The sequence below is a fragment of the Tenacibaculum mesophilum genome (genome assembly GCF_003867075.1).
Classification (GTDB): domain Bacteria; phylum Bacteroidota; class Bacteroidia; order Flavobacteriales; family Flavobacteriaceae; genus Polaribacter; species Polaribacter mesophilus.
Map to the genome: position 1 here is coordinate 2,332,625 of NZ_CP032544.1, position 25,743 is coordinate 2,358,367.

Sequence of the window (25,743 nt, forward strand, 5' to 3'; positions counted from 1 at the left end):
AGAATTATGAATTTAACACTTAAAATTTGGCGTCAAAAAAACGCAAGTGATAAAGGAAAAATGGTCGAATATAAGGTGACCGATATTTCTGAGCATATGTCTTTCTTAGAAATGATGGACGTATTAAACGAACAATTAGTTAATGCTGGTGAAGAGCCTGTAGCATTCGACCACGACTGTCGTGAAGGAATCTGCGGAATGTGTTCAATGTATATTAACGGTGAAGCACACGGACCAGATCGTGGAGTAACTACATGTCAGTTGCACATGCGTATGTTTAACGATGGAGATACTATTACAATTGAACCATTTAGAGCTGCTGCTTTTCCAGTAATTAAAGATTTAGTGGTTGATAGAGGTTCTTTTGAAAGAATTCAACAAGCAGGCGGTTATATTTCAGTAAACACATCAGGAAACACCACAGATGCCAATGCTATCTTGGTTCCTAAAGAAAATGCTGATAAAGCAATGGATGCTGCCACATGTATTGGTTGTGGTGCTTGTGTTGCTACTTGTAAAAACTCATCTGCCATGTTATTTGTTGGAGCAAAAGTATCTCAATATGCTTTATTACCTCAAGGACAGGTTGAAGCGACTGAGCGTGTTAAAAACATGGTTGCTCAAATGGATTTAGAAGGTTTTGGTAACTGTACTAATACTGGAGCTTGTGAAATTGAATGCCCGAAAGGAATTTCTTTAGAAAACATTGCTCGTATGAACTCAGAGTTCTTAAAAGCTAGCTTTAAAGGATAAAAATAAAACTTAACCGTATTAAAGCGTTACTATTTTCTAGAATTAGAAATAATTAAAATACAGATAAGAAAGTTGTCTTATCTGTATTTTGTTTTTATTCTAATTTTATTTTGCTTATTGTTTTATGTAGGTATTAGCATTTCATATGATAAATACGTTCTTTTGTATTATACAATATCAACTCTTTACTTCGTATTTTTCATCATTCTAACATTATTTGTATTAATATTTATTAAGAATTCTTTATTTATAAATGTAAAGATTTAAACAAACTTGTAAAAGAATCAGTATAGCTTATACTAAAAGATCTTTGAAGCTAAATTTCAAAGATCTAAATTAATACTTTATAAAAACTATCAACCTATACTAGGTCGACTCAAAGTCTTGGTTATATTACTTTCCTAAAGCTTTAGCAATAACTTTATAAGACTCATGTGCTTTTGACATTTTAGCATATTCTAAGGCAGTATATCCTCTTTCAGACTTTGTTTTTAATTTTGCTCCGTTATCAATTAATAATTGAACAATATCTGCTTTGTTATATCTAGCAGCAAACATTAAAGGAGTTAGTCCTGTAGACTTTCTGTTAATATCTGTTCCGTTTTCAACCATAGCTTTTACAGCCTCAAAGTTTCCAGCTCTAATTAATTTACAAAAAGTACTTACATTAGGGTATTCTAGGTTAGTTTTAACAGGTGTTTCATATGGAGTTGAAGTAGCAGTAATAGTTCCGAAGGATAAAGTAATTGCTAAAGCTGATAAAATTAATTTTTTCATGATGTTGTGTTTTTATGATTAGGTTACAGCTAAAAGACGCCTATTAAAACAAAACGTTTCACCAAAAACAGACACTTAACAATTATTTAAGATAAGGTCTTAAAAATCTCTTAATGATATTTTACTTTTCGTATTACTCGCATAGCTTCTTTGTATTTAATATAGGTAGTTTTATCTTCTAAGTTTTTGATATAATTTTTTGCTTTTTTAAGTTGTAGAGGAGCAATTTCAAATCCATTTAAATAACAGATTAGATAGGTAGTAGGTAGTCGATATACATCTTCATGTTCAATAACAGAAAGAGGTTTGTCGTTCATAATTTTAGCGACAATACTATTATTATTATCATAAATAAGTTGTAAAATATCGTTATGGTATTGAGGAGCTTCAAATAAAAATTCCGTAACAATATCATGCTTTCCGTTATCTTTAAAGTTAATAATGGTTTTTTCTAACGGATAGCGTTTTTCACTCTTATCAATCCCTAAAACAATGTATTCGGTGATAATAAAAGACTGTTCGTTGTAACTAATTTGTACATCATCTAACGAAGAAAAAAACAAACGTACTTGTTCGTTTACCAACTCAATATCAACACGAGTAAAAAACGCTTCATTATTTATAATTTTCTTTTTTCCTGCCCAACAAAGCACAAACTGTTCGTTAAATACTTTGTATTGCGGATTATATTCTGGTTTGTGCCTATTAATAAAGTCGAAAACGCCATCAAGGGTAAGTTGAATATTGTTACTTGCGTTTTTTTCAATGGCTTCAACAATAGCTTTGTTGTTATTCTTTAAAATAAAACCTTCTTCAGCAGGCATAGAATTACTACCTCTACGATAAAAAATAGTTCCTTTACGATATTTCCAGACATTTTTGGCTAAAGAGGTAATTAATTTGGTAGGATAAATAGTTACTAATCCAATTACTTTGTGGCGTTGCAAACGTGGAAAAGGAACATTTTCATATTCTATTTTTGGTGGATTATTCAGATAAGCATTTACCAAATTTTGAATTTTGCTATCATCATAAAAATCAACTCCTATAATTTTATTTTCTTCATCCTCAATACCAATAACAATATATGAGTTGTTGTTAGGGTTTGAATTAGAAAGTGCACAAACGTGTTTTATAAACTTAGCTTTTCCTTCTTTAGAACCAAAGGATAATTTTTGTTTTTTATCATAAAAACTATTCTCGTCGTTATGAGACAGTAAGTTTTTAATTAAAAGACGTTTGTTAATCACAACTTAAGCGTTTTTGTTCACAATAGTTGCACTAGCTTGCGCTGTAGGGTATACAATTAAATCTTCAATATTTACATGATACGGACGAGTAACTACAAAGTGAATAATGTCTGCTATATCTTCAGGTTGTAGTGCTTTGTATCCTTGATATACAGTTTTAGCTCTTTCAGAATCTCCTTTAAAACGAACATCAGAAAACTCAGTTTCTACCAATCCTGGGTGAATGGCACATACGCGAATGTTGTGTTGATTCAAATCAATACGCATTCCTTTATTTAAAGCGTTTACAGCGAACTTTGACGCACAATACACATTTCCGTTAGGATACACATCTTTTCCTGCGATAGAGCCAATATTTACAATGAAACCATTGTTTCGTTCTACCATTTGAGGAATAATAGCTTTTGAAACGTATAATAAGCCTTTAACGTTTCCGTCAATCATAGCGTCCCAATCGTCAATATTTCCATTTTGAATGCTGTTTAATCCATGAGCATTTCCAGCATTGTTAATAAGAATATCAATATGTTTAAATTCGTCAGGTAAACTGTTGATCGCATTTTGTACTTCTTCGTTATAACGAACATCAAACTGAAGTATATGTACTTTGGTAAATTTTGATAATTCTTGTTGCAGTTTTTGTAGCTTTTCAACACGTCTACCACAAAGAATTAAGTTGATGTTATTTTTAGAAAAAAGTTGAGCGGTTGCCTTACCAATACCTGAGGTTGCTCCAGTAATTAAAGCAGTTTGTTGCATGGTTTTTTGTTTTGTATAAAGGTAATATTTTTTATGTTAAGCTACCATTATAAAATGAAAAACCGCCCCTAGCGGAGCGGTTTCTTTTAGTTGGCTACTACACCAACCAAAAATCAACTAACCAAACTTTATTTTTATTTCCTTTTAGGAACTGTTTCTCTTTTTATTTTAGTACGTTTTCTACCGCTACTCCTTACAGCTGGTTTTGTAGTACTTGTTTTTTCTGCTTTTAAATACTGGATAAATTCTATACCAGAAAAAATATATGTTGTTCTTGAACTTACGTGCTTTAATCGTATTGTTTCGTCATTTATAACGGTTAAATCAAACTCTTCAGTATCTCCGTTATCATAATTAAGTGTTAAATATTTTAGATTGTTTTCTCCTATAACATTTCTAACAATATAACTTCCTTCAAAATCCCAGTTTATATAATCAACATTTGTGCCAAAAGGGTCATGTGATGAATAGAATGTCACATCATTTTTATGAGTAAATTTTAGATAATGCTCGTTATCAAAAGGATTTGGAGTACCTCCAGTTTCATCAGTTCTTTCCCAAGCTTTAAACTCTTGTAAAAAATACTCAATATTTTCATAGAACAACATGTCATAATCAAATGTATCTGTTTGATACCCTACTAGATAATAACTTACATTTTGTGATAAATCATCAATTCTAATTTCGTTATTAGAAAGTTGTACTACATCAAATTCAAAATATCCATCTATATCATGACGCGTTTCTAAAATTGTTCCGTATGTACTATAGTTACCAACAGCTATACCTAAACCATTTCCTGTTTTACCAATATCAACAATATTATTATTTGCATACATGGTTCCGTTTAAAAAAGAAATAGTAAAAGCTCTTGATAAAAAAGGAACTTCGCCACTACCAGTTGTTCTGTGATAATCTACATACCATAAATCATAACTTGAAATATATTCGTTTAAAGAAAAACCATCATCTACAATTTCATTTCTTACAACACACGACGTAAGTGTTACACCACCAATAAGTAGTATTAAAAGTAATTTTATACGTTTCATAAGCATTCATTTTATGGTTATGCTTATAGGTTTTCAAATTACGTGCCAAAAATAAAAAACACCTCTTTTTTGAGGTGTTTAAAGTTATTCTATACTAAGGTTTTTATTGCATAAAGACCTTATCTTTTTTTATAATGTTTTCTATTTTAACGTAGTGTGTTTTCTCTTCAATAATATAAGAAACCATTGCTTCATTTTCTTTTAATTCAAAAGGAAATTCTTCTGCAGGAGTGTTACCAAACTCTTTTTTTGGGTCAGCATGTAAAATAAGATCATTTAACTCATTAGATGAGGTTTTATAACGAGCAGTAATGTATTGTTTATCGTTATGTTGCTCAACAATAGCCTTGGTAATCCTATTTTGAAAATATACTTTTTGAAAGTCAACTGGCTTCTCAGCAGTAAAATTAATAATCAAGTTAGTAGAGTTATAACTACCTTTTACACCTCCTGTTACATGAGAATAACTTGCAGATTCTATTTTGAAAGGATGATTGTTCTCCATTTTTACACTTGCGCATTTAGTAAAGCTTAGAGCTAAAATTAAGATTCCAATTAATTTCATAGAGTTGTTTTTTAATGTTTAAATTTAGACATTCAAGGAGTGTGCCAAGTCACAAATATAATCAGATTTATATGAAGTTGAATTTCAGTTACTGGGAACTAAAAGAGTGGTTTACAAATGTTGATTTTACTGTAGTAGGAAGTGGAATTGTGGGGTTAAATTGTGCATTACAATTAAGAGAAAAATACCCCATGGCAAAAATTCTAGTTTTAGAAAAAGGAGTGTTACCACAAGGAGCCAGCACTAAAAATGCAGGTTTTGCTTGTTTTGGAAGTTTATCTGAACTGATAGATGATTTAAATACACATACCGAAGAAGAGGTTTTTAGCTTGGTAAAAAAACGTTGGCAAGGTTTACAGCTTTTACGCACCACATTGGGCGATAAAAACATAGATTTTCAACAAAATAAAGGATATGAATTGTTCTTAACAACAGAATTACACGAATCGTGTTTAGAGCAAAAAACATCGATAAATGAGCTTTTAAAGCCGTTGTTTTCTAAGGATGTTTTTTCGGTTGATGATAACAAGTTTGGGTTTCAAAATATTCATCAACAATATATAACCAACCAGTTTGAAGGGCAAATAGATACTGGTAAGATGGCGGCTAAGTTGTTAGAAAAAGTTTTGTCCTCAGGGGTGAAAATTATCAACAATATTCAGGTTAAAGAATTTATAGAAAACAACGATGAAGTAGAAGTAAAAACGAATCAGATTGAGTTTACTACTAAAAAATTATTCATTGCTACCAACGGATTTGCAAATAAATTATTGAAAGAAAATGTACAACCTGCACGAGCACAGGTATTAATTACGAAACCGATTGAAAATTTACATATAAAAGGAACTTTTCACCTAGATAAAGGATATTATTATTTTAGAAATATTGATAATAGAATTTTGTTTGGAGGAGGAAGAAATTTGGATTTTAAAGGTGAAGAAACTGATGAGTTTGGACAAACATTGCTTATTCAAAACAAATTAGAAGAAATTTTAAAAACAACAATTTTACCGAATACTAAAGTTGAAATAGAGCATCGCTGGAGTGGAATTATGGGGGTTGGAAATCAGAAAAAAGCGATTGTAAAACAGCTTTCAAATAATGTGTTTTGTGGTGTACGATTAGGAGGAATGGGAGTTGCTATAGGAAGTTTGGTAGGAAAAGAGTTAGCACAACTTGTAAATTAGTATTACTTAGAAAAGTAAGAAATGAATATTAAAGAAGAACTATACAAACAATGTGAGTTGTATGTAAATAAACGTTTACAAACTGTAGAAGAAACAATTTCTTCTCATCAAAAAGCATTACAATCTGAAACAAAAAGTTCTGCAGGAGATAAACATGAAACCGGTAGGGCAATGCTACAGTTAGAAATGGAAAAAGCGAGTCAGCAACTTAGTGGAATTGCTCAAATGAAAGAAACACTTGCTAAAATTAATATAGATACAACTTCAAAAATTGCTCATTTAGGCAGTGTAGTTATAACCACCTCAACTATAAACTATTTTATTAGTGTGAGTGTAGGATTGTTAACTTTTGAAAATAAAAAATACTTTGCAATATCTCCATCTTCACCCATAGGAAAGTTAATTTTAGGTAAAAAGGAAGGAGAATCTTTTGAGTTCAATGGATTAAAAAGTGTCATTAGAGAAATTTTTTAAGAAAAAGTAGGGTAAAACAAAAATAACTTGTTTTACATGCAGGAAAGGTTGTTATAACCAGAACAGAAAAAGAAGCTATAATACACTTTTATCTTTTGGTGTTTAAGATGGTAAGGGTGTATTTTTTTTAGAAAATAATTTATTTTAAGATAGTTGAGTAATAATTATAGAGATAGTTATTATTGGTTTAAACAGTCTCTTTTAACTTAAATGAGACTGTTTTTTTATGCTCAATATTTTCAAAGTGGTTTATAAAAATGGATTGGTTGTTATAAGCAACTTCTATTAGCCAATACCCCCCCTTAAAATAAGATTTCAATACAGTTCCTTCTAGTTTTGATGGTTTTTTGGTAATCTCAAGTAAGTTAGGATATAGTAATAATGTTTGTTTATTTATGGTAAGTTCGTTTACATCATCAAATAAAGAAGCAACATACTTTTCTTTTGGGTTTTTATATAAGTTTGCTGGACTGTCATGCGCAATGATTTGGTTGTTGCGGATTACCATCATGGTATCAGCAAAAGAAAGAGCATCATTTCCATCGTGCGTAGCAACAATACAGGCAATATTTTTCTTTTTTAAATAAGCAAACAATCGTCTTCTTAATGAGTTCTTTTTAAAGTTGTCTATTTGACTGAAAGGTTCGTCTAACAATAATAATTCTGGTTCTTTAGCCAACGCTCTAGCAATGGCTACTCTTTGTTGCTGTCCACCACTTAAGTTTTTAACTTTTTCGTTCGCTAATTCAGTCATTTCAATAACTTCCAGAAGTTCTTGTGTTCTTTCTTCAGCTTCTTTAGGGTAAAATCGTGACAAGAACTTTTTAATATTTTCACTTACAGATGTGAAAGGCATTAAGTCAAAATCTTGCGCTACATATTTGAAAAACTCCATTCCAGGAACTAAATAGTGTTCAGGTCCTAAAATTTGAATATCATTCCAATATAAGTTCCCTTTATCAACATCTAGTAAACCATATACAATTTTTAAAAGTGTAGATTTTCCACAACCGCTTTCACCCATTACACACAAGTGCTCACCTTTTTGAAGTGTAAAATGGATGTTTTCTAAGGTTTTTTCTTTAGATGGATAAGTGAATGAAATATTATTTACTTGTAGCATGGTTGCAAAAATACATAAAGGTTTAAGATAAATTATAAACAAGATTTTTCATTCCAAGTTTCTCTTTAAATAGTCTTCTTTTTTAAAAATTAGCTCTAAGTATATTTGTTATAAATGGTATGAAGAGTTTTTTTAAAAAAATGCAATAGAAAATAAAAAGTACGTCTTTATAATTGAGGAGCTCAAAGAAAGCCTATAAATGAACCAAGAAACGGAAAATAAAAAGAAATTAAAAGCCTTTTTTGATAAAGAATATGGTGCCCTTAAGTCTTATGTTGGAACTAAAATTAAACAAAGTATTCATCAAGATGCAGAAGATATTATTCAAGAAGTTGCTTTAAAATTGTTTTCTGGAGTTAATGGAAATTCACCTATAAACAATGTAGCTAGCTTTGTTTACAGGTCTCTAAAAAATAAAATCATTGATAATTTAAGAAGAAAGAAATACGAAGCTTCAGCTTCAGATATTGATGAAATAAAACTGATTGAATTTACAGAGGTTTTATATGGTACTCCTGATAATACGTACTCTGAAGTAATGAAAAAGGAACTAGAATTAAGAATAATGAACCTTAAACCTGTATATAAAGAAATAATTATAGCTATTGATTTTGAAGGGTACACATACAATGAACTATCGGAGGAACTTAAAGTACCTGTTGGAACATTAATGTCAAGAAGACATCGAGCATTAGGAATATTACTTAGAAAAATTGAAAACAAAAAATAAAAATAAAAGATGGAAAATTTGTTTAAAGAAAGAAGAGATGGAGAATCTCCAGGAATATTTGTAGGAAGAATAATATTCGGAATAATTGCAGTTTTAATGCTTGCAATACTTTTTGGATATGCAATTATGTGGCTTTGGAATAACCTTATGCCAGATATTTTTGGATTACCAGTTATTAACTACTGGCAAGCAGTAGGGTTATTTATTTTAGCTAAAATTTTATTTTCTTCTAGTGAATGTGGAGGAAAACATAAATCAAAGAAATATTCTAACAAAAGAAGAAAACACAAGTTCAAATCACATTATGAAAAGAACTGTAAAGGAAAGTTTTCAGAATGGGAACATTATGATAGGTTTTGGAAAGAAGAAGGCAGTGAAGCTTATCAAAAATATGTAGACAAATTAAATAAAGAAACGGAACAAGAATAAAAACCATTGAGTTATGAAACTATTTATCTATGGAACCGATATTGACACAAAGAAAAAAGAAGATTCTATACGTCAGTTATTTAATAAAGATAATAATATAATTAATATATCTATTGATCTTGAAGATGTTGATAATGTTTTAAGAATAGAGGCAACTGATATTATAACAGAAGCTGACATTATAAATAAAGTAAAAGAAAAAGGATTTAACTGTATGGAATTAGCAGATTAAATATTAAAACAAAACCGACATTAAATAATGTCGGTTTTGATTTTAAGCACTTCTTTCTACGTAACGTATAATACTTTTTGCTATATCTTTTCCAGTGGCTTTTTCAATGCCCTCTAAACCAGGAGAAGAATTAACTTCTAAAATCAAAGGACCTCTATCAGACTGTAACATGTCTACACCGGCGATACCTAATTTCATTGCTTTTACAGCTTTTAAAGCAGCGTTTTCTTCTTCATCAGTTAATTCTATAATTTCTGAAGTTCCTCCCCTATGTAGGTTGGATCTAAATTCACCTTCTTTTCCTTGACGCTTCATAGCTCCAACAACAACACCATCTACCACAAAAACACGAATATCAGCACCTTTAGCTTCTTTAATATATTCTTGAACAATTACACGAGCTTGCAAACCATTAAAAGCTTCTATAACAGATTCTGCGGCTTTTTTGGTTTCTGCTAACACAACACCTAAGCCTTGTGTTCCTTCTAAAAGTTTAACAATTAAAGGAGCTCCACCTACTTTTTTTATAATTTCTGAAGTATCTTTTGAATAATTGGTGAAAACCGTTTTTGGAAGTCCTAAATTTGCTCTTGAAAGTACTTGTAAACTACTTAGTTTATCTCTAGAGCGTACCAAAGCTTGAGACTCTACAGCAGAAAATACTTTCATCATTTCGAATTGACGTACAACTGCGGTACCATAAAAAGTAACTGAAGCACCAATACGAGGAATAATAGCGTCAACATCGGTTACAAGCTCATGATTGTATACTATCGCAGGCTTTCTTTTTTCGATAATAAGATCACATTTGGTATGGTCTAATACGACCATTTCATGTCCTCTTTTTTCGCCTGCTTCTACTAAGTGTTTGGTTGAATATAATTTAGGGTTTCTAGAAAGAACAACAATTTTCATTTTTTATATTTCTTTTGATGTGATGTTTTTTTGTGAAACGTCCACAATAAATTTTTTGTTTAAAAATTTTCTACCAATTAATACTGGATAATTCATTTTACCTCTATCTGATAGTGATAGTTTTATTTTATATTTTTTTCCATAAAAAATAGCGGATGTAGAAACAACATATCTTTTTTGTTTATTTCCGTTTGAGCTTCTTATGCTTTTAACTTTATACTTTGTTGTTTGGAGCAATTTATTATTATATTTTTCTGTTTTTGGGCAGAGTAATATAAACTCTAATACTCCGTCTTTTTCTTCAATATGTTTACAATGTATTGCAGAAGTATAGGCTCCTGTATCAATTTTTACAGGTAAATCTTCTATTTCCCAGTTTAAAAAGGATATTTTTTCAATCCTTCCAATTAGTCTCATTCTATTAAAAATTAAGGAGGGCGAATTACTTACTATTTTTTGGAATATACAAAACTTGTTGTTAATTTTTGGAAAACAAAAAACCAGTGTATATACACTGGTTTAAAGGTACTTATTTTTTAATTGAATTTACCAAATTCTTACACGATCTTCTGGTTTTAAGTACATTTTGTCTCCTTCTTTAACATCAAATGCTTCATAAAAAGCATCTACGTTTTTAAGAGGCATATAAGCTCTGTACATTCCAGGAGCGTGTGTATCAGTCATGATACGGTTTTTTAATGCTTCATCACGCATTTTAGTTCTCCAAATAGTTCCCCAAGAAAGAAAGAAACGTTGTTCAGGAGTAAATCCGTCAATTTTTTCTGGACGACCATTCTTTTCTAAGAAAATTTGTAATCCTTCATAAGCAGCTTGTACACCACCTAAATCACCAATATTTTCACCTAAAGTAAACTCACCATTTAAGTTCATACTATCAATAGCAACAATATCACTAAATTGCTTTATTAATTTACTTCCTGCTTCTTTGAACTTTTCTGAATCTTCTTCTGTCCACCAATTTTTTAAGTTTCCGTCACCGTCAAAACGAGCTCCAGAATCATCAAAACTATGTGAAATTTCGTGGCCAATAACAGCTCCAATTCCTCCATAGTTTACAGCTTCATCAGCTTTGTAGTTATAAAAAGGAGGTTGTAAAATAGCTGCTGGGAATACGATTTCGTTGTTTACAGGATTAAAATAAGCGTTAACAGTTTGAGGAGACATTCCCCACTCAGTTCTATCTACTTCTTTACCTAACTTGGCCATATCTTTTTCAAAGTTCCACTTACGAACATTAACGGCGTTGTCAAAATAGGTACCTCCCTCATCTAATCCTTTAACAAGTAAAGTTGAGTAGTCTTTCCATTTATCAGGATATGCAATTTTAACAGTTAATTTGTGTAATTTTTCTAATGCTTTTTCTTTAGTTTCAGCACTCATCCAAGGTAATTGCGCAATACGTTTTTCAAAACCTAACATTACGTTATCAATCATTTCCTTAGCTTTTTGCTTCGCTTCTGGTGGAAATTTCTCATCTACATATAACTTACCTAAAGCTTCGCCAATAGCTCCATTTAAATTAGCTAAAGCACGTTCGTCTCTTGGACGTTGTTGTTTAGCTCCACGCATTTCTTTACTGTAGAATTCCCAGTTAGCTTTTTCTAAATCAGTAGATAATAAACCTAATGAGTTGTTAATAGCATTCCAACGTAATGATAATTTAACTGTTTCAATAGGACTATTTTTAAGTACTTCATTCATTGCTTTGAAATATCCTGGATCTGTAACAATAATCTTTTCAAGACCTTTAGAACCATCTAATCCTTCAAGATCAACACCAATTCCTTTTAAATGAGCTTCCCAATCAATTACAGGAGCCAATTCAGCTAATTCAGCAAGGGTCATTGGGTTGTAAATTTTACGTGTATCTCTACGCTCTTCTTTTGTCATTCTAGGTTCAGCTAAACTCTTTTCAAAAGCAACAATAGTTGCTGCATTCTTTTTAGCTGTAGCTTCATCATCACCAAACTCTTGCAACATTTTAGCTACAAACACCTCATATTTTTCAAGCTTGTCTTTTACCTTTTCATCTACGTAGTAATCTCTTGATAAACCAAGTCCGCCAGCTCCCATGTAACCCGCATTCATACTACTGTTCTTAAGGTCGTTAAACACTCCAAAACCATAAAAACCAGCACCTCCATAAGGAGCCATATTGGTAATGAAAGTTTGTACGTCGTTTAAGTCTTTAATTTCTTCAATTTTTTCAAGAAAAGGTTGTACAGGTGCTTTACCCGCTTTATTTCTAGCTACGGTATCCATGATGGTTTCGTAGTAGTTTACCGCTTTTTCTTGATCAGAATCTATTTCGTTTCCTTCAGCATCTTTTATTTTTGGGAAGTTACCTTCTTCAATAGCCTTGTTTAAGATAGCTAATACATCTTTGGTAGTGGTTTTTCTTAATTGATTAAATCCTCCCCAAGAAGTTTCATCAGCAGGAATTTCAGTGTTATCAATCCAAGAACCGTTAACATATCTAAAGAAATCATCGGTAGGCTTAACCGAAGTATCCATGTTTTCTAAAACAATTGCCTGTACTTTTTCTTCAGGCTTTTTATCTGTTTTACATGCAATAACTCCTAAAGAAGCAACGGCAGTAGTAAACAGCATTTTGTGAATGGTTTTCATTTTTAATGTTTTTTGAATGAATCTTAATTTTAACAAACTACCTCGAGGATTTTGCCCCGAGGTAGTAAATTTACTCTAAATAAGAGTCTGTTTTTATAAAAATGTTACAGTTTTTAACTTTTTATTTTCGATTTTGGAGCATTTGGTAATGTTTCAAAGCCCATGTTGAATAATGTAAATCCAAAAATATCAGCATACTGCTCAATAGTTTTTGCTACAGGAGTTCCTGCTCCATGACCCGCATTGGTTTCAATTCTAATTAATACAGGGTTGTCTCCTTGTTGTTTCTCTTGTAATTCAGCAGCAAACTTAAAACTGTGAGCTGGTACTACACGATCGTCATGGTCTCCTGTGGTTACCATAGTTGCAGGATATTGAGTACCTTCTTTTACATTGTGTACTGGTGAATATCCTTTTAAGTATTCAAACATTTCTTTGCTTTGTTCAGAAGTTCCGTAGTCATACGCCCAACCTGCTCCAGCTGTAAATGTGTGGTAACGTAACATATCTAACACGCCTACTGCAGGTAAAGCTACCTTCATTAAATCAGGACGTTGTGTCATCGTAGCTCCTACTAATAAACCTCCGTTTGATCCTCCTCTAATAGCTAAGTAATCAGAAGAAGTATAATTTTCTTTAATTAGGTATTCAGCAGCAGCAATAAAATCATCAAATACATTTTGCTTTTTTAACTGTGTACCTGCATCGTGCCATTTTTTACCATATTCACCACCACCACGTAAGTTTGGTACAGCATATACACCACCTTGTTCCATCCAAACGGCATTGGCAATACTAAAGCTAGGAGTTAAGCTTACATTGAATCCGCCATAACCATATAAAATAGTTGGATTTTTACCGTTTAACTCTAATCCTTTTTTATAGGTAATAATCATAGGAACTTTTGTTCCATCTTTTGACGTGTAGAATACTTGTTTACTTTCATACTCATCTGCGTTGAACGAAATAGCAGGCTTCCAATATAGTTCATAAGTTCCATCTTCTGGGTTGAACTTATATGAAGAACTAGGAGTGTTATAGTTTGTGAAAGAGAAGTATAATTCTTTTGCATCAGTTTTTCCTCCAAAACCACCTGCAGAACCTACGCCTGGTAATTTTACTTCTCTGATTAATTTTCCATCAAAATCATATTGTAATACTTTAGAAACAGCATCTACCATATACTTTGCAAAGAAGTACCCAGCTCCTGTTGATGGAGATAATACATTTTCAGTTTCAGGAATAAAATCTACCCAGTTTTCAGGTGTTGGGTTTGCAGCATCTACAGTAACAATTTTCTTGTTAGGAGCATTCAAGTTAGTAACTAAGTATAATTTACTTCCTCTACTGTCTATTACACCAGTATCACTATCAAAATTGTCAATGATAGGTGTTAATTTACTATTAGGGTTTGTTAAATCTTTAATAAATAACTTGTTTCCAGAAGTTGAGGTTGAAGCAGAAATTAATAGATATTTGTTGTCTTCTGTTAAATATCCACCAACATAACGGTGTTTTTCTTCTGGAGTAGCCCCAAAAATAACTTCATCGGAACTTTGAGGAGTTCCTAACTTATGGAAGTATAATTTATGTTGATCTGTTTTAGCAGATAATTCACTTCCTTTAGGTTTGTCATAACTAGAATAGTAAAAACCTTCGTTTCCTTTCCAAGCTATTCCAGAAAATTTTACATCAACTAAAGTATCTTCTTTAATTTCTTTGGTTTCAGCATCCATTATAATAACCTTTCTCCAATCACTTCCTCCTTCAGAGATTGCATAGGCTACAGTTTTTCCGTCTTTGGTAAAGCTTACTGAACCTAACGATGTAGTTCCATCTTCAGCAAACGTATTAGGATCTAAGAAAACTTCTTCTTTACCCTCTTTATCTTTTCTGTATAGAACATATTGGTTTTGTAATCCATTGTTTTTATAAAAATAGGTGTAATCACCTTCTTTAAATGGAGTTCCTACTTTTTCATAGTTCCATAACTCAGATAAACGGTCTTTTAACTGTTTACGATATGGAATTTTGTCTAAGTAATCGAAAGTAACTTCATTTTCAGCTTTTACCCAAGCTTCAGTTTCGGTACTTCTATCGTCTTCTAACCAACGATAGTTATCAGTTACTTTAGTACCAAAATATTCATCTACAACAGGCTTTTTAGTTGTTTCTGGATAGTTCACACTAATATTTTTTTTAGATTGCTTTTCTTCTTTACAAGAAACTAAAATTGTTCCTGCACAAATAATGGGAAGAAGGATTTTTCTCATGATTAAAAAATTGGTTAATTAGACCAAAGTTAGAAGAAAAACACTCATAGTCATTTATTTTAAGATGATTTTAACAAAAACAGCTTTGTAAATCTATTGAAATAAAAACGACTACCTTTACGTAATTATAATACAATAAGCATGACTGAAAATTTAAACAAAGAAGCTTTTTTAAAAAAGGTTTTTAATTATGAAGAAAATAAAGAATGGAAGTTTGAAGGAGAATTACCTGCAATAATTGATTTTTATGCTGATTGGTGTGGACCATGTAAAGCATTAGCTCCTGTTTTGGAAGAATTAAGTGCAGAGTATGAAGGGAAAGTTCATATTTATAAAATAGATACAGAAGCAGAACAAGAATTAGCTGCTGCTTTTGGAATAAGAAGTATTCCTTCTATGTTATTTTGTCCTGCTAACGATGAACCTCAAATGGCTCATGGAGCATTACCAAAAAAACAAATTGAACAAATAATAGAGGATGTTTTAAAGGTTAAAAAATAACCTAAAAAAGAAGAATACAAAGGTTTAAAAAGTGGCGCAAAAAGTGTCACTTTTTTTATGTTTAAACACAAAATAAGAAACTCAGTGAGTATCACTTGTCAAGCATTTTTTTTAATTTTAAGTATTTGATTTGTAGGTTTTTGTAAAATGTAAAAAATATTGTAAATTGAAGGAAAAAAAGTGTTTTGTTAAAAACTTCAAGGGATTTGTGAATAAGTATAGCTTTCAAAATATAGCAATTTTTCCAATCTTTGTTTCTGTACTCAGGGAATAAAAATAACACACTAAAAAGAGCTTAAAAAGCATGGCATCGATTGAACCAATTTTACAAGAAAACAAAGACAGATTTGTAATTTTTCCAATTCAACATAATGACTTATGGGAATGGTATAAAAAGCAACAAGCTTGTTTTTGGACTGCTGAAGAAATTGATTTACATTCAGACTTAACAGACTGGAACACTAAACTAACAGACGATGAGCGTTACTTTATTAAGCATGTTTTAGCATTTTTTGCTGCATCTGATGGAATTGTAAATGAAAATTTAGCAGAAAACTTTGTAAATGAAGTTCAATACTCAGAAGCAAAATTCTTTTATGGTTTCCAAATCATGATGGAAAATATTCATTCAGAAACGTATTCATTATTAATTGATACATATATAAAGGATGAAGAAGAGAAAGATAGGTTATTCAAGGCAATTGAAGTTTTTCCAGCAATTAAAAAGAAAGCAGATTGGGCTTTAAAATGGATTGAATCTGATTCGTTTGCTGAGCGTTTAATTGCTTTTGCAGCAGTTGAAGGAATTTTCTTTTCAGGTTCTTTCTGTTCAATTTTCTGGTTAAAGAAACGTGGGTTATTACCTGGGTTAACATTCTCAAACGAGTTAATTTCTCGTGATGAGGGTATGCATTGTGATTTTGCTGTACACTTACACAACAATCACTTAGTAAACAAAGTGCCAAAAGAAAGAATAAGAGATATTATTATCTCAGCTTTAGATATTGAAAGAGAATTTATAACGGAGTCTTTACCTGTGAGTTTAATAGGTATGAATGCAACGTTAATGACTCAGTATTTAGAATATGTTACCGATAGACTACTTTTAGAATTCGGATGCGAAAAAGAGTATGAGTCTACCAATCCATTTGATTTCATGGAAATGATTTCTTTGGAAGGAAAAACTAACTTCTTTGAAAAAAGAGTATCAGAGTACCAAAAAGCCGGAGTAAAATCTGGAGGTACAGGAAGCATCAGCTTTGATGCAGATTTTTAGGAACCAATAAGCTGCTATTTCCCCTACATGCAGTATTACTCAGCTAGAGCACTTTTTTCAGTGCTTTAGCATTATAATCGTTTCAAAAGAAACAAACTAGTATTAACATTTTACATGTTGTCATAAACAACTATGTTTTGACGACGCTATTAACCAACAAAAACCAATATCAATATGTATGTAGTAAAAAGAGACGGCAGAAAAGAGCCTGTGATGTTCGATAAAATCACAGCAAGGGTTAGAAAAATGTGTTATGGATTAAACAATATAGTTGATCCAGTAAAAGTAGCAATGCGTGTTATTGAAGGACTGTATGATGGGGTAACTACTTCTGAATTAGATAACTTAGCAGCAGAAATTGCTGCGACAATGACAACTGCTCATCCTGATTATGCGAAATTAGCAGCGAGAATTGCCGTATCTAACTTACATAAGAATACCAAAAAATCGTTTTCGGAAACAATGACCGATTTGTACGAATATATCAATCCACGTACAGGAAATAAAGCTCCTTTACTAGCAGATGATGTGTACAAAATTATCATGAATAATGCCGATAAATTAGATTCAACAATTATCTACAGTCGTGATTTTAATTACGATTATTTTGGTTTTAAAACATTAGAACGTTCTTATTTATTAAAGTTAAACGGAAACATTGTTGAACGTCCACAACAAATGTTAATGCGTGTTGCGATAGGTATTCACAAAGAAGATATTGACGAGGCAATTGCTACATACGAATTGATGAGTAAAAAATATTTTACGCATGCAACACCAACATTATTTAACTCAGGTACGCCAAAACCACAAATGTCATCTTGTTTCTTGCTACAAATGCAAGACGATAGTATTGATGGAATTTATGATACTTTAAAACAGACAGCTAAAATTTCACAATCTGCAGGAGGTATAGGTTTATCTATTCACAATATCCGTGCTACGGGAAGTTATATTGCAGGTACTAACGGAACATCAAATGGTATTGTACCAATGTTACGTGTATTTAACGATACAGCACGTTATGTAGATCAAGGAGGAGGAAAACGTAAAGGTTCTTTTGCAATGTATTTAGAGCCTTGGCATGCAGATATTTTTGACTTTTTAGACCTGAAGAAAAACCACGGTAAAGAAGAAATGCGTGCGCGTGATTTATTCTATGCAATGTGGATTTCAGACTTATTCATGAAGCGTGTGCAAGAAGATGCTGACTGGACGTTAATGTGTCCACATGAGTGCCCTCATTTATACGATACGTATGGTGAAGAGTTTGAGCGTTTGTATACAAGTTATGAAGCTGCTGGGAAAGGAAGAAAAACTATTAAAGCACGTGATTTATGGGAGAAAATCTTAGAATCACAAATAGAAACAGGTACTCCGTACATGTTGTATAAAGATGCAGCAAACCGTAAGTCAAATCAAAAGAATTTAGGAACGATTCGTTCTTCAAATTTATGTACTGAGATTATGGAGTATACTGCAGAAGATGAAGTAGCAGTATGTAACTTAGCATCAATAGCAATACCAATGTTTGTTGCAGAAGATGAAAACGGAAATAAGTTCTTCGATCATCAAAAGTTATTTAAAGTAACGAAAAAAGTAATCCGTAATTTAGATACAGTAATTGATCGTAACTATTATCCTGTAAAAGAAGCAGAAAACTCTAATTTCCGTCACCGTCCAGTAGGATTAGGAATTCAAGGGTTAGCTGATGCTTTTATTATGTTACGTTTACCGTTTACTTCAGAAGAAGCGAAAAAGCTTAACCAAGAAATTTTTGAGACATTATATTTTGCAGCTGTAACCTCATCAATGGAAGTTGCTAAAACAAAAGGGGCCTATTCAACTTATGAAGGTTCCCCAATGTCACAAGGAGAATTCCAGCACAATATGTGGGGAATCAAAGACGATGAGTTGAGCGGTCGTTGGGATTGGGAAAAACTACGAAAAAACGTAAAAAAACATGGAGTTCGTAACTCATTATTAGTAGCGCCAATGCCTACAGCATCTACCTCTCAAATATTAGGAAACAATGAAGCTTTTGAACCATATACTTCTAATATCTACACACGTAGAGTATTATCAGGAGAGTTTATCGTAGTAAATAAACATTTATTAGAAGATTTAGTAGAGTTAGGTTTATGGGATAATGATATGAAGGAAGATATTATGCGTGCCAACGGATCAATTCAACATATTGATGCTATTCCACAAAACTTAAAAGATTTATACAAAACCGTTTGGGAAATGAGTATGAAAGATATTATCGATATGGCACGTCATAGAGGATACTTTATCGATCAATCTCAATCGTTAAACTTATTTATGCAAGATCCTGATTATGCGAAGTTAACCTCAATGCACTTCTACGCATGGAAATCTGGATTAAAAACAGGAATGTACTATTTACGTACAAAATCTGCAGTAAATGCGAAGCAATTCACGTTAAATGTAGAAAAGAAGGAAGAAGACAAGCCAATGAGTACAGATGAATTCAAAGCGATGGTTGAAGCTTCTAAAAATGCAGAAGGACCAGACGATTGTTTAATGTGTGGATCTTAAGAATTAGTTTTAATTATTTATTAAAAACTGCTTAGCGTAATCGAAGCAAAATTAAAAGTGATAAAGAGAGGTCGAAAGGCTTCTCTTTTTTAGTATTTTCGAAAAAAATTTTACTCTAATGATGAACTGGGAACAACTCCTATCTTTAAAGCGTTTTGGTGATACCCAAAAACGTGAACGTGCAAAACAAGATGAAACTCGTTTAGGTTTTGAGGTAGATTTTGATAGAATTATATTTTCATCGGCTTTTCGTAGTTTGCAAGATAAAACACAAGTAATTCCATTATCAAAAACCGATTTTGTTCATACACGTTTAACGCATAGTTTAGAAGTATCAGTTGTAGGGCGCACGTTGGGACGAAGAGTAGGTAAAGAATTACTAGAGCGCCACCCAAAATTAAAAGAACTAGGATACACTTTTAATGATTTTGGAGCTATTGTAGCTGCGGCATCAGTAATGCACGATATTGGGAATCCACCATTCGGACATTCAGGAGAGAAAGCCATTGGAGAGTATTTTAAAACAGGAAAAGGACTTCAGTATAAAGACCAATTAACCGATTTAGAATATCAAGATTTAATAGATTTTGAAGGAAATGCTAATGGGTTTAAAATTCTTACAGAAAATAGAGAAGGAATTCAAGGAGGGTTACGTTTATCATATGCAACGCTAGGAGCTTTTTTAAAGTATCCTAAAGAGAGTTTACCGAAGAAGCCTACTAAGCATATAGTAGATAAGAAATATGGCTTTTTTCAATCAGAAAAAGATGCTTTTTTAGATGTTGTGCAAGATTTAGGATTATTGAAAAAAGAATCTGAAGGTGTTTCTTATTATCGTCACCCATTAGCATACTTAGTTGAAGCAGCTGATGATATTTGTTATACAATTATCGATTTTGAAGATGGAATCAATCTAGGTTTAATTGAAGAAGATTATGCCTTAGAATATATGATTAAGTTGGTAAAAGATACGATTGATAGTAAAAAATACCATTCATTACAGCATACTAAAGATCGTGTAAGTTATTTACGTGCCTTAGCCATAGGAGTATTAATTAATGAAGCAGTAGCCATCTTTTTAGATAATGAAAAAGCTATTTTAAATGGAACCTTTGATAAAGGGTTATTAGATAAATGTAAATATGAAGCTCAGATTAATGATATTATTAAATTAAGTGTTGATAAAATTTACAGAAGTAAAGAGGTTGTTGAAAAAGAAGTTGCAGGATATAAAATCATAGCAGATCTTCTAGATGTTTTTGTAACTGCTTTAAATAATAAATTTGATGATAAACAATCTAATTATGATAAGTTAGTACTTAATCTAATTCCACAGGAATATCAACAAGATAAAGAAAGCTTATATGATAGAATTATGCAAATTTCAAGCTATGTTGCAGGTTTATCTGATGGATATGCTATTCGTTTACATAGAAAAATAATGGGAAATATTAGTTAAGTATATATACTAATAAGATAAAAAACGACGCTAAATAGCGTCGTTTTTTATCTTATTTTTTTAAATATTTTTCTGCTGTTTTTTCAAGTTCATCATACCAGTTTTGGCCGAACTTTCTAATTAAAGCTTGTTTTACAAATTTGTATACAGGAACTTGTAATTCTTTACCTAAAGAACAAGCATCGTCGCAAATTTCCCATTTGTGGTAGTTTACGGCAGCAAATTCACTATAATCCTTTACACGAACAGGATACAAATGGCAAGAAACGGGTTTTTTCCAATCTACAATACCTTGGTTATATGCTTCTTCAATTGCACATAAGGCAGTGCCTTTATCATCAAAAATAACATAAGCACAATCGGCATCATTAATTAAAGGAGTTTCCAGTTCACCAAAATCACTAGTAATCCAAGTACCTTGTTTTTCAATAGCTTCAATTCCTTCTTTTCGTAAAAAAGGTTTAATTTTTGGGTATATTTCTTCTAAAATTATTGTTTCCTCTTTTTCAAGGGGTGCTCCCGCATCGCCATCTATACAACAAGCCCCTTTACATGCAGATAAGTTACAAACAAACTCTTTTTCTATAAGGTCTTCTGAAACGATGGTTTTTCCTAATTGAAACATAAAATGTCTTTAATATTGGGAAGTTTATATTAACTTCTTGTAAATTTAAATGCAAAAATACTAGATTGTAACATTACTTATATAATTTTGCACGCGAAAATATAGCAACTATGGACTTTAACTTCAAAGAAATCTTCACAGCCTTTATGGTATTATTTGCGGTAATTGATATTGTTGGAAACATTCCTATCATTATTGATTTACGTAAAAAAGTAGGACACATTCAATCAGAAAAAGCTTCTGTAATAGCAGGATTTATTATGATTCTGTTTTTATTCTTAGGACAGAGACTATTAAATTTAATAGGTATAGATGTACACTCATTTGCGGTAGCAGGTGCTTTTATCTTGTTTTTCCTAGCATTAGAAATGATATTAGGAATTACTCTTTACAAAGAAGATGATGAGGAAGCATTAAGTGCAACTGTTTTTCCTTTAGCTTTCCCATTAATAGCAGGTCCTGGTAGCTTAACAACACTACTTTCATTACGTGCAGAGTTTAACCTTGAAAATATTATTGTAGCCGTTTTATTAAATGTAATTGTAATTTATATTGTGTTAAAAACGTCCAGAAAAATTGAAAAAGTAATTGGACCAAACGGAATAAAAATTATAAGAAAAATATTTGGTGTAATCTTGTTAGCTATTGCAGTTAAATTATTTGCGGCTAACTTTAAAATGTTAGTAGCTTAACTATGGTTTTTGATGTACTTATTGTTGGAGGAGGAGTATCAGGTATGCAATGCGCTTTAGTTTTAGGTTCTGCACTTACTAAAGAATATGCAAAAGGAAAAACAGTTGGAATTATAATGCATCAGCGTTCTTCTCACCTACAAGATGCTCTCTTTAATAATGTTCTAGGCTTAGCTCCAGAAACTTTAGGAAAAGATATTCTAGAAAGCGGTAGAAATCAGTTAAAAAATTTATATCCAGAAGTATCTCAAATTGAAAATGAAAAAGTGATAGCTGTTTTGGATGATAAAAATGGATATAAGATAATCACTAATAAAAATGAATATTACAGTAAAACAGTTGTTATAGCCCTAAACTATTCAAAACCTTTTGAAATAGCTGGTTTAGAACAATATGTAGAGCGTCATATTAGAGCAAATGCTATGAAAGATAGAATTCAGTTACGTAATTTCAACCACTTAATAAAAGAAGGGTTATATGTTTGTGGAACCTTAGCTGGGTGGAGAAGTCAGTTTGCAATTGCAGCAGGAAGTGGAGCAAGTGTAGCGACAGATATTTTAACAGTATGGAATGATAATGTACCTACCAAAGTACATGATAAACATAAAAAAGACTAAGTTATTTAAGATAGAATCATGAAGAAAATAATAGGAATAATAACAATTTTAATGTTGTTTATTAATTGTGGAGGAAGTGATAGTGATGTTGTACCAACAGAAGATAAAGTAGTAGCTGTTGATGATTCCTTTGAAGCTGAAGAAAATAAAGAGAATGTATTAGCTAGTTTTTTAGAGAATGATACTTATACTTCAGGAAATGTAAAAGTAACGTTTGAGACTAGTTCTGCAAGAAATGGAACTATAGTTAAGAGCAATAATGCTTTTATATACACGCCAGCACAAGATTTTGTAGGTACAGATTCTTTTAAGTATACTATTTGCAGTACAATTACGCCAAGTAATTGTTCTACTGCAACGGTAATCATTAATATAAATGCTTCAGCCAATGGTAATCCAGGAAGTTTTAATATCCCTTCTGAATTATCAGAATATTATAAAGATGTAGACTTTACCTTAACAGGAAGTTCTTTAAAAGATATTTTAGCTACTGAAATTATTAATAGTCATACTACCTTCTTAGATTATACGCCAGATGTTTGGAATGTATTAAAACAATCAGATTTAGACCCTAACGATAATAGCAAAGTAGTTTTAATTTATGGTCATGACGATACAGATGGTAATTATGTAACAGATAGAACTCGTAGTAAAGATGCCAATGGAGGAAATACAGGAGATTGGAATAGAGAGCATGTATACCCTAAGTCATTAGGAAATCCAAATTTAGGAACTTCAGGTCCAGGGGCAGATGCGCATCATTTAAGGCCTTCAGATGTAACTTTTAATTCTCAAAGAGGGAATAAATTATTTGCTGCAGGTACAGGGAATGCCGGAGACGTTTCAGGGAACTGGTACCCTGGTAATGAATGGAAAGGAGATGTCGCTCGTATGATGATGTATATGTACTTGCGATATGGAGATAGATGTTTACCAAAGAATGTAGCTGTCGGTTCTGTTACAGCTTCTGATAGCAATATGGTTACTTTATTGTTACAATGGAATGCTGAAGATCCTGTGTCTGATTTTGAAAAACAACGTAACAACGTAATTGCTAACGCGCAAGGAAATAGAAATCCGTTTATTGATAATCCGTATTTAGCTACGGTTATTTGGAATGGTGATGCAGCTGAAAATACTTGGGAGTAGTCCCAATAACCTATTGATTCTTAATTTTTAAAAGAGTCAATAGGTTATTTTTATAAGTTCTACCAATAGGAATTTTGATGTTTTCTATATAAAGAAAAGTTCCTGTATATTTTTCAATCTTTTCTAAATTTACAATATATGATTTGTGTATTTGTACAAATTTGTTTGAATTTAGAGTTTCCTTCCAGTTTTTTAATGAATCTATAATCGTCAATTTTTTTGATGAGGTGATAAAATGCACATAGTTTCGATCAGATTCTAAGTATAAAATATCGGCTAGATATACTTTATGTATAATTTTATCTATATTCAAATAAGTAGCTTCTTTTTCTGAAGTTTTTGATTTTAATAATTGACTTTCTACTTTACTAATTGCTTTTAAAAAGCGATCAAAAGAAAAGGGTTTTACCAAATAATCAACAATTGTTTCTAACTCAAAACTACTCACTGCATAATCAGGGTAAGCCGTCGTAATAACTATTTTAGGAGGGTTTTTAACTGTTTTTATAAAGTCTAATCCAGAAATATCAGGTAAATTAATATCTAGAAAAATAACATCAACAGTATTATCTTTTAAAAACTCATTAGCTTCTATTGCTGTTTGAAAAGCATGTACAATTTCAGTATCTGGAATTTTACCGATATACTTTTTCAAAATAGCTTGCGCAGGCAACTCATCTTCAATAATTATACATTTCATAATTGATCTATTTTCAGTTCTACAGTAAAAACATCTCCTTTTTGATGAATGTAAAGAGAATGGTTATCTGGATAAATTAACAGCAATCTCTTTTTTAAGTTTTCTAAGCCAATGGCTTTGGTATTTTTATTTGTGTTTATATTGAATTGATTACTACTTATTAAATGTAATTGATAGTTAGTAACGTTGATAGAAATACCAATCTTACTATGAGCAATACTATGTTTAAAAGCATTTTCAATAATGGTAATTAAAAGGAGTGGAGCAATTTGGTATTGATTACTATCGGTTTTATAATGATAATTAATTTCTTTCACTCCTTCAGTTCGAATTTTTTGAAAATCAATATAGTTTTGTATGAAAAGCAGTTCTTTTTCAAGAGAAACCTTTTCTGAATTTGTCTCATATAAGACATGTTTAAGGTTTTCTGAGAGTTTTAAGATTAAATCGGGGGTTTGATTAGGTTTGTCAATAGAATACGCGTAAATCGTGTTTAAATTATTTAAGAGCACATGCGGATTTATTTGTGATTTTAAAAACTTCAACTCCATTTCTGTTCGTTCTTGGGTTGTTTGTGCTAATTTTTCTTGTCCGTCTAAAAACTTAAACAACATCCATATAAAAGAGAAAAATAATAGAGGGACTAGAGTTTGCCATAAATAATCGCTTAAGCACTTCATAATGGAACATCCACAACGTGCAAAAACATTACAGTATAGTTGAGTTGCTAAAACAGAAATAAGAACAAAAGCAATTCCGTATAACACATACCATTTCTTTTTAACGAATAGCGGTAACAATAGTTGATTGTTAGTATATACGATAATGATAAGAATAAAAAAGTACTGTAAAAAAGGGTTTTCTGCCCAATAATATTGGGTAAATACAAAAAGTGAGATAAAGATAAATAAAGCCCAAAAAAGTAAGTGGATTAAAATTTCAGCGCTATGTTTTTTTAAAAGGTTCATTGTGTATTTCAAAGTAAACAAAATAT

At 31.5% G+C, this 25,743-nt stretch carries 26 protein-coding genes; 13 read left to right on the forward strand and 13 right to left on the reverse strand.

Annotated features, from left to right (window positions below):
• The first annotated feature begins 6 nt into the window (after positions 1-6).
• Positions 7-753 carry a succinate dehydrogenase/fumarate reductase iron-sulfur subunit gene (locus D6200_RS10550; protein WP_073182387.1) on the forward strand — a complete coding sequence of 249 codons (747 nt, stop codon included), beginning with the start codon at positions 7-9 and terminating at the stop codon, positions 751-753.
• A 393-nt stretch (positions 754-1,146) separates the two neighbouring features.
• Here the strand turns inward: D6200_RS10550 and D6200_RS10555 are convergent, their stop codons facing one another.
• From D6200_RS10555 to D6200_RS10575, 5 genes are all read right to left on the reverse strand, one after another.
• Complete coding sequence (locus D6200_RS10555) at positions 1,147-1,530, reverse strand: ankyrin repeat domain-containing protein (protein WP_047788101.1); 384 nt, start codon at positions 1,528-1,530, stop codon at positions 1,147-1,149.
• 110 nt (positions 1,531-1,640) lie between these two features.
• Complete coding sequence (locus D6200_RS10560) at positions 1,641-2,780, reverse strand: ATP-binding protein (protein ID WP_073182386.1); 1,140 nt, start codon at positions 2,778-2,780, stop codon at positions 1,641-1,643.
• A gap of 3 nt (positions 2,781-2,783) precedes the next feature.
• Positions 2,784-3,539: an SDR family NAD(P)-dependent oxidoreductase gene (locus D6200_RS10565; protein ID WP_073182385.1), complete on the reverse strand. Its 756-nt coding sequence runs from the start codon at positions 3,537-3,539 to the stop codon at positions 2,784-2,786.
• Between the two features lie 134 nt (positions 3,540-3,673).
• Positions 3,674-4,591, reverse strand: coding sequence for a hypothetical protein (locus tag D6200_RS10570; protein ID WP_073182384.1), 918 nt, complete (start codon positions 4,589-4,591; stop codon positions 3,674-3,676).
• Between the two features lie 103 nt (positions 4,592-4,694).
• Positions 4,695-5,156: a hypothetical protein gene (locus D6200_RS10575; RefSeq protein WP_073182383.1), complete on the reverse strand. Its 462-nt coding sequence runs from the start codon at positions 5,154-5,156 to the stop codon at positions 4,695-4,697.
• Between the two features lie 77 nt (positions 5,157-5,233).
• Here D6200_RS10575 and D6200_RS10580 point away from each other — a divergent pair, with 77 nt between their 5' ends.
• Both D6200_RS10580 and D6200_RS10585 read left to right on the forward strand, forming a co-directional pair.
• Positions 5,234-6,343 (forward strand): NAD(P)/FAD-dependent oxidoreductase, encoded by a 1,110-nt coding sequence (locus D6200_RS10580; protein ID WP_073182736.1) that lies wholly within the window; start codon positions 5,234-5,236, stop codon positions 6,341-6,343.
• Positions 6,344-6,364: 21 nt separating this feature from the next.
• Positions 6,365-6,817, forward strand: coding sequence for a GreA/GreB family elongation factor (locus tag D6200_RS10585; RefSeq protein ID WP_073182382.1), 453 nt, complete (start codon positions 6,365-6,367; stop codon positions 6,815-6,817).
• 187 nt (positions 6,818-7,004) lie between these two features.
• On the opposite strand, the gene D6200_RS10590 is transcribed toward D6200_RS10585, so the two are convergent.
• Positions 7,005-7,940 carry an ABC transporter ATP-binding protein gene (locus tag D6200_RS10590; protein ID WP_073182381.1) on the reverse strand — a complete coding sequence of 312 codons (936 nt, stop codon included), beginning with the start codon at positions 7,938-7,940 and terminating at the stop codon, positions 7,005-7,007.
• 199 nt (positions 7,941-8,139) lie between these two features.
• Between D6200_RS10590 and D6200_RS10595 the strand changes: the two genes are divergently transcribed.
• Genes D6200_RS10595 through D6200_RS10605 form a run of 3 tightly spaced genes read left to right on the forward strand, consistent with a single transcriptional unit; the run spans position 8,140 to position 9,331 of the window.
• Positions 8,140-8,670, forward strand: a complete 531-nt coding sequence (locus D6200_RS10595) for an RNA polymerase sigma factor (protein WP_047788096.1) — start codon at positions 8,140-8,142, stop codon at positions 8,668-8,670.
• Positions 8,671-8,679: 9 nt separating this feature from the next.
• Positions 8,680-9,099, forward strand: coding sequence for a hypothetical protein (locus tag D6200_RS10600; protein WP_073182380.1), 420 nt, complete (start codon positions 8,680-8,682; stop codon positions 9,097-9,099).
• 13 nt (positions 9,100-9,112) lie between these two features.
• The gene (locus D6200_RS10605) at positions 9,113-9,331 is read left to right on the forward strand and encodes a hypothetical protein (protein WP_047788095.1); all 219 of its coding nucleotides are present in this window, start codon (positions 9,113-9,115) and stop codon (positions 9,329-9,331) included.
• 42 nt (positions 9,332-9,373) lie between these two features.
• Here D6200_RS10605 and rimK read toward each other — a convergent pair whose 3' ends face one another.
• The 4 genes from rimK to D6200_RS10625 form a co-directional block, all read right to left on the reverse strand.
• Positions 9,374-10,246: a 30S ribosomal protein S6--L-glutamate ligase gene (gene rimK, locus D6200_RS10610; protein ID WP_073182379.1), complete on the reverse strand. Its 873-nt coding sequence runs from the start codon at positions 10,244-10,246 to the stop codon at positions 9,374-9,376.
• A gap of 3 nt (positions 10,247-10,249) precedes the next feature.
• Positions 10,250-10,663, reverse strand: coding sequence for an ATP-dependent zinc protease family protein (locus D6200_RS10615; RefSeq protein WP_073182378.1), 414 nt, complete (start codon positions 10,661-10,663; stop codon positions 10,250-10,252).
• Between the two features lie 129 nt (positions 10,664-10,792).
• The gene (locus tag D6200_RS10620; RefSeq protein ID WP_073182377.1) at positions 10,793-12,895 is read right to left on the reverse strand and encodes a M13 family metallopeptidase; all 2,103 of its coding nucleotides are present in this window, start codon (positions 12,893-12,895) and stop codon (positions 10,793-10,795) included.
• Positions 12,896-13,008: 113 nt separating this feature from the next.
• Complete coding sequence (locus D6200_RS10625; RefSeq protein ID WP_073182376.1) at positions 13,009-15,168, reverse strand: prolyl oligopeptidase family serine peptidase; 2,160 nt, start codon at positions 15,166-15,168, stop codon at positions 13,009-13,011.
• 141 nt (positions 15,169-15,309) lie between these two features.
• On the opposite strand from D6200_RS10625, the gene trxA reads away from it, so the two are divergent.
• From trxA to D6200_RS10645, 4 genes are all read left to right on the forward strand, one after another.
• Positions 15,310-15,669 carry a thioredoxin gene (trxA, locus tag D6200_RS10630; protein ID WP_047788090.1) on the forward strand — a complete coding sequence of 120 codons (360 nt, stop codon included), beginning with the start codon at positions 15,310-15,312 and terminating at the stop codon, positions 15,667-15,669.
• A 304-nt stretch (positions 15,670-15,973) separates the two neighbouring features.
• Positions 15,974-16,945, forward strand: a complete 972-nt coding sequence (locus D6200_RS10635; protein ID WP_047788089.1) for a ribonucleotide-diphosphate reductase subunit beta — start codon at positions 15,974-15,976, stop codon at positions 16,943-16,945.
• A gap of 174 nt (positions 16,946-17,119) precedes the next feature.
• Positions 17,120-19,507 (forward strand): ribonucleoside-diphosphate reductase subunit alpha, encoded by a 2,388-nt coding sequence (locus D6200_RS10640; RefSeq protein WP_073182375.1) that lies wholly within the window; start codon positions 17,120-17,122, stop codon positions 19,505-19,507.
• Positions 19,508-19,628: 121 nt separating this feature from the next.
• The gene (locus D6200_RS10645; RefSeq protein WP_073182733.1) at positions 19,629-20,966 is read left to right on the forward strand and encodes a deoxyguanosinetriphosphate triphosphohydrolase; all 1,338 of its coding nucleotides are present in this window, start codon (positions 19,629-19,631) and stop codon (positions 20,964-20,966) included.
• 52 nt (positions 20,967-21,018) lie between these two features.
• On the opposite strand, the gene D6200_RS10650 is transcribed toward D6200_RS10645, so the two are convergent.
• Positions 21,019-21,591: a DUF3109 family protein gene (locus D6200_RS10650; RefSeq protein WP_047788085.1), complete on the reverse strand. Its 573-nt coding sequence runs from the start codon at positions 21,589-21,591 to the stop codon at positions 21,019-21,021.
• 110 nt (positions 21,592-21,701) lie between these two features.
• Between D6200_RS10650 and D6200_RS10655 the strand changes: the two genes are divergently transcribed.
• Genes D6200_RS10655 through D6200_RS10665 form a run of 3 tightly spaced genes read left to right on the forward strand, consistent with a single transcriptional unit; the run spans position 21,702 to position 24,049 of the window.
• Positions 21,702-22,283 carry a MarC family protein gene (locus tag D6200_RS10655; protein WP_047788084.1) on the forward strand — a complete coding sequence of 194 codons (582 nt, stop codon included), beginning with the start codon at positions 21,702-21,704 and terminating at the stop codon, positions 22,281-22,283.
• 2 nt (positions 22,284-22,285) lie between these two features.
• Complete coding sequence (locus D6200_RS10660; protein ID WP_073182374.1) at positions 22,286-22,900, forward strand: FAD-dependent oxidoreductase; 615 nt, start codon at positions 22,286-22,288, stop codon at positions 22,898-22,900.
• 18 nt (positions 22,901-22,918) lie between these two features.
• Positions 22,919-24,049 carry an endonuclease gene (locus tag D6200_RS10665; RefSeq protein WP_073182373.1) on the forward strand — a complete coding sequence of 377 codons (1,131 nt, stop codon included), beginning with the start codon at positions 22,919-22,921 and terminating at the stop codon, positions 24,047-24,049.
• A gap of 10 nt (positions 24,050-24,059) precedes the next feature.
• Here the strand turns inward: D6200_RS10665 and D6200_RS10670 are convergent, their stop codons facing one another.
• On the reverse strand, positions 24,060-24,749 hold the full coding sequence (locus tag D6200_RS10670) for a LytR/AlgR family response regulator transcription factor (protein ID WP_073182372.1): 690 nt from the start codon (positions 24,747-24,749) through the stop codon (positions 24,060-24,062).
• Positions 24,746-25,717, reverse strand: coding sequence for a sensor histidine kinase (locus D6200_RS10675; protein ID WP_073182730.1), 972 nt, complete (start codon positions 25,715-25,717; stop codon positions 24,746-24,748). Before D6200_RS10675 ends, D6200_RS10670 begins: the two co-directional genes overlap by 4 nt.
• Positions 25,718-25,743: the final 26 nt, after the last annotated feature.